This is a genomic window from Litoribrevibacter albus (genome assembly GCF_030159995.1).
Lineage (GTDB): Bacteria > Pseudomonadota > Gammaproteobacteria > Pseudomonadales > Litoribrevibacteraceae > Litoribrevibacter > Litoribrevibacter albus.
In genome coordinates this window covers 787867-800833 of the sequence record NZ_BSNM01000016.1, presented here as the reverse complement: position 1 = coordinate 800833, position 12967 = coordinate 787867, and the positions used below count along the sequence as shown (strand labels likewise).

At 47.4% G+C, this 12967-nt stretch carries 13 protein-coding genes and 1 other RNA gene; 9 read left to right on the top strand and 5 right to left on the bottom strand.

The annotated features are described in order from the left end of the window. Positions 1-9 precede the first annotated feature (9 nt). From ubiH to QQL66_RS18215, 3 genes are all read right to left on the bottom strand, one after another. Complete coding sequence (gene ubiH, locus QQL66_RS18225) at positions 10-1239, bottom strand: 2-octaprenyl-6-methoxyphenyl hydroxylase (protein ID WP_284383390.1); 1230 nt, start codon at positions 1237-1239, stop codon at positions 10-12. A gap of 140 nt (positions 1240-1379) precedes the next feature. Beyond that, complete coding sequence (gene pepP, locus QQL66_RS18220; RefSeq protein ID WP_284383388.1) at positions 1380-2702, bottom strand: Xaa-Pro aminopeptidase; 1323 nt, start codon at positions 2700-2702, stop codon at positions 1380-1382. A gap of 12 nt (positions 2703-2714) precedes the next feature. Then, entirely contained in the window at positions 2715-3314 is a 600-nt protein-coding gene (locus tag QQL66_RS18215; protein WP_284383386.1) for a UPF0149 family protein, read from the bottom strand. A gap of 189 nt (positions 3315-3503) precedes the next feature. Here QQL66_RS18215 and QQL66_RS18210 point away from each other — a divergent pair, with 189 nt between their 5' ends. The 5 genes from QQL66_RS18210 to QQL66_RS18190 all read left to right on the top strand — a co-directional run bounded on the left by QQL66_RS18210 (position 3504) and on the right by QQL66_RS18190 (position 5839). Beyond that, entirely contained in the window at positions 3504-3710 is a 207-nt protein-coding gene (locus tag QQL66_RS18210) for a TIGR02449 family protein (RefSeq protein WP_284383385.1), read from the top strand. Next, positions 3711-4040: a cell division protein ZapA gene (locus tag QQL66_RS18205; protein WP_284383384.1), complete on the top strand. Its 330-nt coding sequence runs from the start codon at positions 3711-3713 to the stop codon at positions 4038-4040. A gap of 107 nt (positions 4041-4147) precedes the next feature. Further along, positions 4148-4326, top strand: a non-coding RNA gene (ssrS, locus tag QQL66_RS18200) — 6S RNA. 13 nt (positions 4327-4339) lie between these two features. Next, positions 4340-4993, top strand: coding sequence for a 5-formyltetrahydrofolate cyclo-ligase (locus QQL66_RS18195; protein ID WP_284383382.1), 654 nt, complete (start codon positions 4340-4342; stop codon positions 4991-4993). A 387-nt stretch (positions 4994-5380) separates the two neighbouring features. Continuing rightward, on the top strand, positions 5381-5839 hold the full coding sequence (locus QQL66_RS18190; RefSeq protein WP_284383381.1) for an EVE domain-containing protein: 459 nt from the start codon (positions 5381-5383) through the stop codon (positions 5837-5839). An 11-nt stretch (positions 5840-5850) separates the two neighbouring features. Here QQL66_RS18190 and QQL66_RS18185 read toward each other — a convergent pair whose 3' ends face one another. After that, on the bottom strand, positions 5851-6903 hold the full coding sequence (locus QQL66_RS18185) for an ABC transporter substrate-binding protein (protein WP_284383380.1): 1053 nt from the start codon (positions 6901-6903) through the stop codon (positions 5851-5853). Between the two features lie 383 nt (positions 6904-7286). On the opposite strand from QQL66_RS18185, the gene QQL66_RS18180 reads away from it, so the two are divergent. The 3 genes from QQL66_RS18180 to rmf all read left to right on the top strand — a co-directional run bounded on the left by QQL66_RS18180 (position 7287) and on the right by rmf (position 11713). Next, complete coding sequence (locus QQL66_RS18180) at positions 7287-9608, top strand: Tex family protein (RefSeq protein ID WP_284383378.1); 2322 nt, start codon at positions 7287-7289, stop codon at positions 9606-9608. Positions 9609-9824: 216 nt separating this feature from the next. Continuing rightward, complete coding sequence (gshA, locus tag QQL66_RS18175) at positions 9825-11393, top strand: glutamate--cysteine ligase (protein ID WP_284383376.1); 1569 nt, start codon at positions 9825-9827, stop codon at positions 11391-11393. Positions 11394-11524: 131 nt separating this feature from the next. Next, a complete protein-coding gene (rmf, locus tag QQL66_RS18170) occupies positions 11525-11713 on the top strand; it encodes a ribosome modulation factor (protein WP_284383375.1) in 189 nt (62 codons plus the stop codon). 112 nt (positions 11714-11825) lie between these two features. On the opposite strand, the gene QQL66_RS18165 is transcribed toward rmf, so the two are convergent. After that, complete coding sequence (locus QQL66_RS18165; RefSeq protein ID WP_284383374.1) at positions 11826-12215, bottom strand: flagellar basal body-associated FliL family protein; 390 nt, start codon at positions 12213-12215, stop codon at positions 11826-11828. A 162-nt stretch (positions 12216-12377) separates the two neighbouring features. Between QQL66_RS18165 and QQL66_RS18160 the strand changes: the two genes are divergently transcribed. Beyond that, positions 12378-12875, top strand: coding sequence for a disulfide bond formation protein B (locus QQL66_RS18160; protein WP_284383373.1), 498 nt, complete (start codon positions 12378-12380; stop codon positions 12873-12875). Positions 12876-12967 lie beyond the last annotated feature (92 nt).

The window sequence follows — 12967 nt, the reverse complement described above, 5'->3', positions numbered from 1 at the left end:
CGTTTCAACCTAATTGGCCCCTAATCCCAACCCCATGGCTTGGCGGGCGAAAGTAGCTTTTACCGGCCCAACCCGATCCAAGGCAATCAATCCCAGCTCTCTGAGTCGTTTCAACCAACGATGATCGTTACTGAATAGCTCGATCAGCCAATGCGAAAAGGAGGTGGTCAACCATTGATCCAACTGACGGTGATCCTGATACTGAGACAACCAGGTTAATTCTTTAAGGTTTTGATGACTGGCCAAGCGGGCCTCAATAGCATCACGCAGACACACCAGATCACGAATAATCAGGTTAAAGCCTTGCCCAGCCACCGGGTGTAGCGCATGAGCAGAATTACCAAGCAACACCACTCCGGGTCGAACCTGATCAGTCACTCGCATCAAGCTTAACGGGTAAGAGGCTCGCTTACCTACTTTGGTAATCGGTCCCAGACGAGTTCCAAATTCTTGTTCTAGCAACTGGATGAATTCTCGATCCGACATCGCCATACGTTCAGCAATCTGCCCTTCCGGGACACTCCAGATCAAGGCACTGCGGGATTCCGTCAATGGCAACAAAGCCAAAGGGCCGTTTGGCGTAAAGCGTTCGTAGGCAACCTGCTGATGAGCTAACCGCGTCGAAACATTACACACCAAGGCATGTTGCTGATAGGCCGTACGATTCGCTTGAATCCCCAGCTTATCTCGCAACGAGGATTGAGCACCATCGGCCACCATCAGAAACGATGTAGAGACGCTTCGTCCATCGTCCAAGGTTAATAACTGCCCCTGCTCTTGCTGGGTCAGCTGTTCAACTTTTGCCGGAGCAAGCCAGTCCACACACTCAAGTTCAGCAATCGCATCCATCAGACACTGACCAAACCAAGCGTTTTCGATGACATACCCCAAGTGATCTACCTGGCATTCCGACGCCGACATGCGAGTACTGCCAAAACCGCCTTTCTGAGAGACATGAATCTGGTCAATCGCACAAACACGCTTAGCCAATGAAGACCACAAACCTAACTGATCAAGAATTCGGCGAGTACCTTCCGATAACGCAGTAGACCGCGCATCAAAGCTCGGCTGATAGTGACCGCCTTGAGGATCAAACGCCTCGATAATGACTAATCGCTGCTTATTGGCTTCCAATACCGGAGCCAACAGCAAAGCCATCGTTAACCCAGCCATACCACCACCAACGATGGCATAATCATAGGCAAGCGTCGAATTGATCTCTTGATGTGACGACGACATAACTGCTCTCTTCAACCAGTCAGGTATATCAAACCTGACGCACTGCTACCTTGTTTGGCCCGTTCAATAGCGCGCACCGAATAGCATGCGCCTATTAAAACAAACCAAATAAACATTCAAAAACAAAGAGGAGATGAAGATTACCCTGCCATTAGGGCTTCAATTTCATCCACTTCTTTAGGAACACCACGGGTCATGACCTCATGGCCGGATTTCGTCACAATTACATCGTCTTCGATCCGAATACCAATGCCACGCCATTTTTCTTCGACGTCTTGACAATCTGGAGCGATATAAAGGCCCGGCTCAACCGTCATCACCATACCCGGTTCCAACACTCGCCACTCGTCACCGACCTTATATTCACCGACATCATGAACATCCATTCCCAGCCAATGACCGGTACGGTGCATATAAAATGGCTTGTAGGCTTCCTCTTCGATCAGAGTTTCCAAATCACCCTGCAACAGCCCCAGTTCCAACAACCCGTTAGTAAGTACCCGAACGGCCGCAACATGTGGGTCATTCCAATGATTACCGGGTTTCACTTCTTCAATGGCCGCGTATTGAGCATCCAACACCAACTGATACAACTGGCGCTGCGGCTCACTGTATTTACCGGACACAGGGAAAGTACGAGTAATATCGGACGCATAAAAGTCCAGTTCGCATCCGGCATCTATTAATACCAAGTCACCGTCGTTCAGTTGTTGATCGTTATCAACGTAATGAAGAATACAGCCGTTGGCACCACCGCCAACAATGGTGGTATAGGCCGGAGCTCGTGCCCCGTTCAACATGAACTCATGAAGAAATTCGGCTTCGAGTTGATATTCCATCAACCCCGGCTTACAGACTTTCATCGCCCGAACATGAGCTTGAGCCGCAATCACGGAGGAACGACGCATGATGTTCAACTCCGCCGGAGACTTATAAAGACGCATGTCATGCAACAGGTGATCTAATGCGGCAAATTCTCCCGGAGGATGCGCCCCGCTACGCGCTTTGGCTTTAATGGTATTGACCCACTCCATCACCTGCTTATCAAACTGAGGATCACAGCCCATGGAGTAATACACGCGATCCCGCCCTTCGATCATACCTGGCAGGATTTCATCGATGTCTGAAATCGGAAACGCATCATGAGCGCCATACTTCTCAATCGCACCTTCAGGCCCTGAACGATAGCCCGTCCAGATTTCTTCTTCCCGCTTACGTTCACGGCAAAACAAGATAAATTCACCGTGCTCACGACCAGGAATCAATACCGCCACCGCTTCAGGCTCATTAAACCCGGTGAGATACTGGAAATCACTGTCCTGACGAAATCCATACTCAGCATCACGATTCCGTATTTTAATCGCCGACGCTGGTAGAATGGCAATGCTGTTGGGCGCCATCATTTCCATAAGCGTTTGACGGCGTTGTATGTACTCTTTCGAAGATATGGCTAGCTCGGTCATAAATCCCTACTCTTAGTGCAGCGTTTTCCCTTCAGAAGAAGGCTCAACTGCGGCCCCTGTATCTCCCTGCATGGCCTGGCGAAGCATTAACACACCCAGGCGAACATATTCATACAGTTCGTACAGATCCTTTTCATTTTCTTCCGAATCAGACAATTGATCGTCCAACTCTGAGATTGCATGCAAATGGTTCAGCAGCTCCACCATTTCAACTGACAGATCACGTTTATGCTCAGCGGCCAAGCCGTATCCGGTAATAAAACCACTGGCCCACACAGCCAGGGCATTTGCTCGCTCACCCACCTCATAATCATCGGCTGGCATTAACAACTGAAAGTCGTATTGATCTGAAGCCAAACCTTCACGCGTGATTTGATAGATTTCCTGCATGATAGATTGGGTGCGTTCATCAATCTGGGCAGTGTCCAAATCAATCATATCCAGCAAAGCCAACCAATCATCCACGCTTTTCTTGTCAGACTGCACCAACATCCCCACCAGCACACCATGTACTTCCGACGGTTCTTGCTGAATTTTCAATTCCAGAAACGAATCCGCTAAATCTTCGAATAACTGCTCAAGTGTGTGAGTTGGTTGCTCTTGAATGGCCATAAACTACCTCTAATCAATGTTGCCGCTATCCTAGCATTAGTCGGTTTATCACACCAGAAAGCCCATCAATTCAACGTTAGACGCTAATGAGACGCATGGCTAAAATTTCAACGAAAGAGCGGATCGACAATTGACCCCAATCTGTCACGGTTCTATAGTAGGTTTAGCCTTGAAGTAAGAAGATACAAGATGGACAATTTGAGTTTCCCCGATCTGGAAAAAAAAATAATCGAGCTGATCGAACAGTACGAAACTCTGCTCGAAGATAATCGTAAACTGAAAGAACACCAGGAAGCCTGGAAGGCCGAACGGAATCTACTTTTGCGTAAAAATGATTTGGCTCGAACGAAAGTCGAAGCTATGATTTCTCGCCTCAAGGCTCTGGAGCAAGAATAAATGTCAGATGTGGAAACAGTTAAGGTCAGTATTCTGGATAAGGAATATCTGGTGAACTGCCCCAAAGAAGCCCGCGCTTCTCTTGAGCAATCCGCTCGCCACCTAGATCATAAAATGCGTGAGATTCGTGCCACCGGTAAAGTCATCGGCCTAGAACGCATTGCTGTGATGGCCGCGTTGAACATCACTCACGAAGCCCTGTCTCGCGAACAAAGCCAAGGCGTAAATCAAGATCAACTTCAACAGTTGGCCGATCGTTTAGACGCAGCATTAACAAAAAATCATTCGCTGCCATTTAATGACGACACCTCAGATCAAGGCAGTCTATAAGACTGCCCAAGTCAACCGAACTCACTATTGCCCCATTAAAATCCTTACTTAAACACTTGTTTACAACATTTCGCTGACAAAAAAAAATTCAGTCGTTATAATGGCCCTAAGCTCTGAAGTACTCGCCAGCTGATGCGTTCCTCGAGCCGATAATCCTATTTTAGGAGGTTGGCCGCGTAAGCTATTGTGCAAGTCCGCATGACGGGAAGCCTACGGCATACCGACAACCACCACTCTGAACCATCGGGTTCAGGGGCCAAGTCGGCAGCGATACTTTGGAGCCTTTTTGAGCTAACGCTATGCATCCGATACCCTCTCATTTCGATTTCGCAGACTTATCCAACCTATCGTCCGATGAATTGGCACTCGCCAAAAAGTCATTGAGACAAAGCATTCGCGGCACCCGCCGGACACTTTCTCAATTCCAGCAACTCAACGCAGCCAACGCGCTACTAAAACAACTGCAGCGACATCATTGGTTTAACCGAAGTTGTAAAGTCGCAGTATATTTAGCCAATGACGGTGAACTTAGCTGCCACCTTGTTATCCGGCATCTGCTTCGTCGAGGTAAGAAAGTACTGCTTCCGGTGTTACATCCGATCAACCGCCGACAATTGTTATTTGTACAATACGACGCGCACACGCCGATGCGCTTTAATCGTTTTGGCATTCAAGAACCGGCGTTAAAACGCAGCCGCATAGTGCCTCCGGAATCACTGGACCTAATCTTAATGCCTCTGGTTGGCTTTGATGCGAAAGGCAATCGCCTCGGTATGGGAGGAGGTTTCTACGATACAACGATGGAGAAGGTAGTTAGTCAAGGGTGGCGACGATCGCCTTTAAGAATTGGTCTGGCACATAATTGCCAGCAAGTACCAGCGCTACCTAAAGAGCCGTGGGATATTCCCTTAAATGCTGTGGTAACGCCGAACTTCAGTCTAACGACAAGCTAATCACATGCTCACATAAGCGAGTAACCAGCTTAAAATCCGACTAGCTTAAAAGTCGTCAGGAAAATCCAGACTGACATCTGGCGAGGATACCATCAAACCTGGGGTTTCATGTTCGATGGACGCAGTCTTAGCCAGCCCACTGACGAGTAGACCAACAACAAAAAGCGTAATTAATGTAACTATTAGGTCGGGTTTCTTGCGCATTTTAGTAAATTTATAATTTTTCAGGGTGTTATATAAGAATAATGTATGAGCGTCAAATTATTGTGATCCAGATCACCATCTCACCGTTGGTAACAGCTTCATACAATTGTTCACAAAGTGCTGTAGGTCACTTGATGCAAACCAGTAGCCCCAAATAGACATGTAATTGCAGAGGAAATTCCCATGAATTTTTGGTTAGTTAAATCGGAACCCGACAGTTTTAGCCTGGAAGACTTACAGTCGCGTCCTAATGCCACAGAAATGTGGGATGGCGTTCGGAATTATCAAGCCAGAAATAATCTCAAGAGCATGAAACAAGGGGATCAGGTGTTCTTCTATCATTCCAGTTGTAAAGTCCCGGCCATCGTGGGTATTGCAGAAGTGGTACGAGAACACTACCTGGATCCGACCGCGTCTAACCCTGATCACAGTGGTTTTGATCCGAAACACAGTGAAGAAAAACCAAAGTGGTACGCTGTGGATGTGCAATTCAAACAGGCTTTCAAGTCGCCCATCACGCTATCCTGGATCAAGCAGCAAAAAGAATTGCAGGACATATCATTGATCAGTAAAGGATCGCGCTTGAGCGTTATGCCGATCGATGCAAAACACTGGGAGTACATCGTAGCTCGCGCCCGATAAAAGCCACAAGCTCAGCAGCCTCGGGCATACTCCATCATGCGCGACAAACTGAATTCATAAGGAGAGGTTGATGCTTTTTTGCGCGTTGTTCTGGAAAAGCGCTTGAAGTCGATACTGTCCCACCGACCTTCGCCAAAACACGCCTGATATTTTTTGATATTGCGTGAGGTAATCGCTGACATTTGAAAATTATAGGTCTTAGCCGTCCCCAAGCGATGATAATCGTCATACACCAGAACCATCATCCAGGCTCCGGCCATAAAATGGCCACCATGCGTCATCAATAGCTCGCCTTTTTCTACAGACGCCAACCCTTCTTTTGACCAATTCAGCCCCACCACAGACACATCTTTTCCAGGAACGACACCCGTTTCTTTTAACGCCCGAATGGCACCCAACGCTATATTATCGTTGGCCGCCCACACCATCTCCGGAGTTTCACGATTCAACAGCAGTTTTGTCTTATTGTATGCGACAGACTCCGACCATTGACCGGAGCCTCGAAGAATTTCATGAACACCAGGATACAGTGCCAAAGCCGCATCCAACCCCGAGGTTCTATCTAAGGAAGCAGGCGTTAATGTATCCCCAACGAGAGTAAATAGCTTTCCAGCGCCTGAATGGGCCTTAAACAAGCTTTCGGCCATTTCCCGACCAGCCGAATGGTTATCAGGTATCAGACTGCCCTTCCAGTTCCCATACACAGACGCAGGATCGTCTTCACCCAGACCATTGAGCAACAGAAAAGTAGGGACACCCTGTTTCTCCGCTAAGCGCATCAGTTCGCCCGCTTTTTGATGCTCGTTCACCAAAACCAGGTAATCCAATGACTGATTGGTTAACAACGCCTGCCCTTCACGCAGCATCTTCTTCCAGTGCCGATCTCCAAAAACCTCGATTAATTGAATATTCAGCTGGCTGGCAGCTTCATGCATTACCGTTGAAACTTGCTGCCAAAAGCCTTGATGCTGAAAACCCGGATTTACAAAACCCACCTTGAGAGGCGGTGTCTCCTCAGCATAAGCGACATTCCAACACACCAAGAACACGAATAACCATTTCATCAGGAACACTCACATTACAAAATCAGAGCCATCTACAAATACGCCCGGAGGCAACGCTGACGACAATACTCATCAACACAAATACGTTCTAAGTGTAGATGATACCATCCCGACGTTTTCTAATTTATGGCTATACAGCCGACCAACACGGATTTGCTCAAAGATCATCGCTTTTTACATTCCCAAACACCTTAACTTGTGATGGGTGTCATCCATCGATCTCCAATTAACCGGAGTGGCTTCTGTTTTACCCTAAGGCTGGTATACACTAGCCCACAATTATTTTTCACGTAGACCGTTAGATTACTGCCCCACAGGTACGCATCATTGTTACCTTTCCGTGTACCAAGGCAGTCACTTCATTTATAAATTTCGGAATTTTTATGGATCGAATTTTTCAAACCATCGCTAATGAGCTAAGCGTTCAACAACGACAAGTCGAAGCCTCAGTGGCCTTGTTAGACGAAGGCGCTACCGTACCTTTCATTGCCCGCTACAGAAAAGAAGTCACCGGCGCATTGGATGACAGCCAACTGCGTTTGCTGGAAGAGCGACTACGCTACCTGAGAGAACTGGAAGATCGACGCGAAAGCATTCTTAAAAGCATCGAAGAGCAAGGCAAGCTGACCGATGAGTTGGCGAAAGACATTCACGCGGCCGACACCAAAAATCGTCTGGAAGATTTATATCTTCCTTATAAGAAAAAGCGTCGCACCAAAGCTCAAATTGCAAAAGAAGCCGGTTTGGAACCGCTTGCGGATCTTCTTTATGAAATCCCAGCTTCTGACCCTGAAAAAGAAGCAGCTCAGTATGTCGATCCAGAACAAGGTATAGCTGACACAAAAGCCGCACTGGACGGTGCGAAATACATTCTGATGGAACGTTTCAGTGAAAACGCCAACCTTCTGGAGAAGCTTCGTAATTACCTTTGGCAAGACGGCCAACTGTCGGTCCGAGTCATCGAAGGGAAAGAAAACGACGGTGCTAAATTCCGTGACTATTTTGAACACGATGAGCCATTGAAGTCCGTACCAAGTCACCGTGCGTTAGCTATTCTACGTGGCCGCAATGAAGGTGTGCTAAGTTTCAATATTCAAGTGGGCGATCCGGAACTGAAAAGTTCACCTTGCGAACAGATGATTGCCGACTTCTGGTTAATTGAAGATAAAGGCCGCCCGGCGGATAGCTGGTTGCGCGAAGTGGTCCGCTGGACCTGGCGTGTAAAACTGCTGACGCATCTGGAAACCGAACTGATGGGTCGCGTTCGCGAAACTGCGGAAGGCGAAGCCATTAAGGTATTCTCTCAAAACCTGAAAGATCTGCTATTGGCGGCACCCGCCGGCCCACGCGCCACATTAGGGTTGGACCCAGGCTTCAGAACCGGTGTAAAAGTAGCCGTCGTTGATGCAACCGGTAAAGTGGTCGACCACGGTGCCATTTTCCCACACGAACCTCAAAGAAAGTGGGATCAAGCCATTCAGATTCTTGCAGCCCTGTGTAAAAAGCACTCGGTGGAACTGATCAGCATCGGTAACGGAACCGCATCCCGTGAAACCGACAAACTGGCTGGCGAACTAATCAAAAAACATCCAGAGCTTAAACTCACCAAGATTGTAGTGAACGAAGCTGGCGCATCGGTTTACTCCGCATCAGAGTTTGCGGCCAAAGAATTCCCGGATCTGGACGTAACGATTCGTGGCGCAGTCTCCATCGCTCGTCGCTTACAAGATCCTCTTGCCGAGCTGGTAAAAATCGAGCCCAAGTCCATCGGTGTAGGTCAATACCAGCACGACGTCAGCCAAACCGAGTTGGCTCGCAGCCTGGACACTGTGATTGAAGACTGTGTGAACGGCGTCGGTGTCGACCTGAACACTGCTTCTGCACCACTATTAAGTCGAGTTTCCGGGCTGAACAGCACCATCGCCAATAACATCGTCAGTTACCGTGATCAACATGGTCAGTTTGGCTCTCGCGACGATCTGAAGTCGGTTCCTCGTCTGGGACCAAAAGCCTTCGAACAGGCTGCAGGTTTCTTGCGAATTATGAATGGCAGCAATCCTCTGGATGCTTCCAGCGTTCACCCTGAATCCTATTCTTTGGTGACAGAGATAGCTCAGGCACAACGTGCAGACGTTAAATCCCTGATCGGTGATGCGCCTACCCTGCGTGCAGTAAATGCAGAATCGTTTGTGAGTGATCAGTTTGGTCTGCCAACCGTTGTCGACATCCTTAAAGAACTGGAAAAACCAGGACGAGACCCTCGCCCTGAGTTCAAAGCGGCAACCTTCCTGGAAGGCGTAGAAACCATTGCCGATTTGAAAGGCAACATGGTTCTGGAAGGCGTGGTCACCAACGTTACCAACTTTGGTGCTTTCGTTGATATTGGCGTTCACCAGGACGGCTTGGTTCACATCTCTGCGTTGTCGGATACCTTCATCAGTGATCCTCGCCAGGTTGTAAAAGCCGGCGACATCGTGAAGGTGAAAGTAATGGAAGTGGATGTCCCTCGCAAGCGCATCGGTTTGTCGATGCGAATGAGTGACGACGCCAATGAACAGACAGACAAGCGCGGTGCGTCCAACACGGCAACAAGAAACACCAGCAAACAACCTAGAGCACCAAAGCAATCAACACAGTCAGCAGGCAATGGCACCATGGCCTCGTTGTTTGCACAAGCTCAGAAGAAGGGCAACAAGCGTCTATAAGTCGTTTTTCACCCTCCAGTGATCTTCCTGACCAGGTATCATGCCTGCTCAGGAAGATTTCTATGCAACTTTTTTATTACTTGTGCGACCAACCTAGGATAGACGGGCCAAGCCTGTCTGAGCTATTCGCCGAATCAATATTACAAGTCTGATCTCAGTTACAGTATTATTGCCGGTTCATGACTTCTGCGTAACCGCTAATGAAAGGAACGTCCCTTGCCACATATTAATCCAACCCATTTAGAACAGTTAATGGCTCCAGACTACCAGACGGATTTTGCACACATTCGTCGAGGGTTGGAAAAGGAAGGGCTCAGGGTCGATCGTCAGGGGCGAATCTCTCAAAAAGATCATCCAAAAGCGCTTGGTTCTGCACTGACTCACCCGCACATTACCACGGATTACTCCGAAGCACTGCTGGAGTTCATCACCCCGGCACTGACCAGCCCGAACGAAACGGCAGACTTTCTATATCGTTTGCATGCATTCACTCAGCAGAATCTGGATGACGAGCTGATTTGGGGTTGCAGTATGCCGTGCCATATTGCCAACGAATTGGACATTCGTATTGCTGAATACGGAAGTTCCAACATTGGTCAACTCAAGCATGTCTATCGCCACGGCCTATGGCACAGATACGGTCGCTTGATGCAAAGTATTGCCGGCATTCATTACAACTACTCCATGCCTGATAGCTTCTGGGAAAAATACCAGGCATTGCTGGGTGATAAGCAATCGGTACAAGATTTTCGTTCAGAACGTTATTTTGGTTTGATTCGTAACTTTAAGCGCTACTCATGGTTGCTGATTTATTTATTTGGCGCCTCCCCAGCAGTAAGCGCAAGTTTCGTAGACGGTAAGACCCACAAACTGCAATCAGGGCTGCCCGATACCTTGTATGCCCCTAAAGGCACTTCGCTTCGCATGAGTGACCTTGGCTATCAGAACAGTGCTCAATCGGATCTGACCATTTGTTATAACAGTCTGGAAAATTATATCTACACCCTATCCCATGCCGTTAAGACACCGCATCTTCCTTATGAAGAGTTGGGAGTACAAAACAATCAGGGCGGTTTTAATCAACTTAATACCAACCTGCTTCAGATCGAAAATGAATTTTACAGCGACATTCGTCCTAAACGGACCACACAAGCCAACGAGAAACCGTTAGAAGCACTCTCTTCCCGAGGCGTGGAGTACATCGAAGTACGCTGTTTGGACATCAACCCATTCTTGGCCACAGGAATCGATACCAGACAAATTGCCTTTATGGATACCTTCCTGACCTTCTGCCTATTGGCTGACAGCCCGGAGGTAGAACCGGCTGAATGTAATCGTCTTGCTCAAAACATGGTGGGTATGGCTTACGAAGGTGCTGATCCGAACAAACGCATTCTATTGGAAGGGCAATCCTTCTCTATCAAAGGTGAAGGCGGCCTGATCTTCGAACAAATGGCTCAGGTAGCAGACATCCTCGATCAAAGTCATCGCTCTGAGTCTTTCTCTGACGCCATCAAGCACTACCACACGCTATTAAGCGCTCCAGAACTACTGCCATCGCATCAGCAAATCGACTGGATGACCGAAAATAACGCCAGTTTCCATGAGTTTGGCCTGGAAATGAGCCGTCGACACGCTAAAGAACTGTCCGAATATCCCCTCTCACAGTCTTTTATTCAGGAAATGACTGAAAAAAGCCAACTTTCGATAGGGGAACAAGAAAATATTGAAAAATCAGATAAGTTAAGTTTTATCAAATACTTAGAAGACTTTTCTAACACTTAACTATAGAAAGAATTGCAAAACTTCACATTTCTTTAGAATTTGGCTTCACACTCTAAATAATTTTGCTACAGTTACGAAGTGTAACCTTTTTGTAACTTATTGTTTATTAACGCAAAACGGAGTGTTTCATTTTGCTGAACGATAAAAACTATTCACTTGAGTCTATGGACAAAGCCTACCGGCGTGGCTACATGACGGGAGTTACTGGTAGCCAAGAACACTGTCCATACACTACTGAAGTACTCATTGCCGCCTGGGAAGCAGGCCGGGATGATGGCAACGAGTATTTTGAAGAGCATCAGGAACGCCTGACGGCCTAATCGCACCTATTTGTTAGCCAATACCTCCACAACGGCTAATCCTCTCTCATTCCCTTTTCTAAACGCTACATCGCTGACAGGATATCTGACAAGATTCCTTTTCTCTGAACGTTTATTCCTGAACAATAAACTCAGTAAACAATACTTCTTGAACTAGAGAATCGCCTTCCTCTTCCGTCAAGAACGCCTGAATTTCTGCCAGAATATCTTGCAACATCTGATTCTTTGCCTCGGCCGTACGCACTGTATCCACTTGCTGTTTGACCAAATGAGAGATAATAAGGTCACGAATATAAGGCGTATGATTACGCACTTGAGTGGCAATCGTGTCGTTATCCACCTTCAGAGCCACGTTGACTCGAAGATAACTTAACTTCGGTTTTTCAGGATCACCAAAGTTGGTCGTAAAGTGTTCATCAAAGTTTACGAAGGAGACCGCATAACTGTTTCCGGCACCCAACATAAGTGCCATACACAAGATGCCCAAATAACGCTTAACCATAAATTTTCTCCCCTCAAACTGGATTAACACACCAATAACCAATACGGTGTCAGTTATTGAACTAAATCAGTAAACAAAGTTCCAACAAACACTAAGTACTTGTTTCTACATCTCTTAATGTAGTATTTATAACGTAATCAAGCTAACCGGAAAATACCCATCATGTTTTTTCTTACCAATTTTCGCGCCCTATCTTCGATCACAGTGTTGGTTTCCATCGCCCTTTTAGCGGCGGCATATTATTTCGAGCTGGTTGTAGGTCTCGAACCTTGTCCGATGTGCATGATGCAACGCATTGTAGTGTTCGTTCTAGGTTGGGTTGCGCTGATTGCTGCCATTCATAATCCGGAAAAGCCACTCGGCCGAACCATCTACGCCTGTGTTGCCGGTCTGGTCAGTATCGCCGGTGTCGCTATTGCCGCTCGACACAGCTGGATTCAGGCTTATCCACCGGAAGACATCCCTGATTGTGGTGCTCCGCTGGAATACATGCTGGACATTCTTCCGTTCCAGGAAATTCTAACGTACATGCTGACAGGCTCAGCATCCTGCACTGAAATCAGCTGGGACTTCCTTGGCTTGACCATGCCCAATTGGATGATCATTGTCTTCCTCGGTTATTGCGTCTATTCCGCCCTTCTTTGGAGAACCTCAAAGTAAACGCCCGTTTGAAGTGTTGAATGTTATTGACAAGCCTCTTCGAAAATCAGTAGATTCTAGAAACAGGGATAAAAAAGAGTGGTTGAGTTTCC

Coding starts and splice junctions, on each gene's coding strand:
- ubiH (WP_284383390.1), bottom strand. CDS start 1,239: ATGTCGTCGTCACATCAAGAGATCAATTCGACGCTTGCCTATGATTAT.
- pepP (WP_284383388.1), bottom strand. CDS start 2,702: ATGACCGAGCTAGCCATATCTTCGAAAGAGTACATACAACGCCGTCAA.
- QQL66_RS18215 (WP_284383386.1), bottom strand. CDS start 3,314: ATGGCCATTCAAGAGCAACCAACTCACACACTTGAGCAGTTATTCGAA.
- QQL66_RS18210 (WP_284383385.1), top strand. CDS start 3,504: ATGGACAATTTGAGTTTCCCCGATCTGGAAAAAAAAATAATCGAGCTG.
- QQL66_RS18205 (WP_284383384.1), top strand. CDS start 3,711: ATGTCAGATGTGGAAACAGTTAAGGTCAGTATTCTGGATAAGGAATAT.
- QQL66_RS18195 (WP_284383382.1), top strand. CDS start 4,340: ATGCATCCGATACCCTCTCATTTCGATTTCGCAGACTTATCCAACCTA.
- QQL66_RS18190 (WP_284383381.1), top strand. CDS start 5,381: ATGAATTTTTGGTTAGTTAAATCGGAACCCGACAGTTTTAGCCTGGAA.
- QQL66_RS18185 (WP_284383380.1), bottom strand. CDS start 6,903: ATGAAATGGTTATTCGTGTTCTTGGTGTGTTGGAATGTCGCTTATGCT.
- QQL66_RS18180 (WP_284383378.1), top strand. CDS start 7,287: ATGGATCGAATTTTTCAAACCATCGCTAATGAGCTAAGCGTTCAACAA.
- QQL66_RS18165 (WP_284383374.1), bottom strand. CDS start 12,215: ATGGTTAAGCGTTATTTGGGCATCTTGTGTATGGCACTTATGTTGGGT.
- QQL66_RS18160 (WP_284383373.1), top strand. CDS start 12,378: ATGTTTTTTCTTACCAATTTTCGCGCCCTATCTTCGATCACAGTGTTG.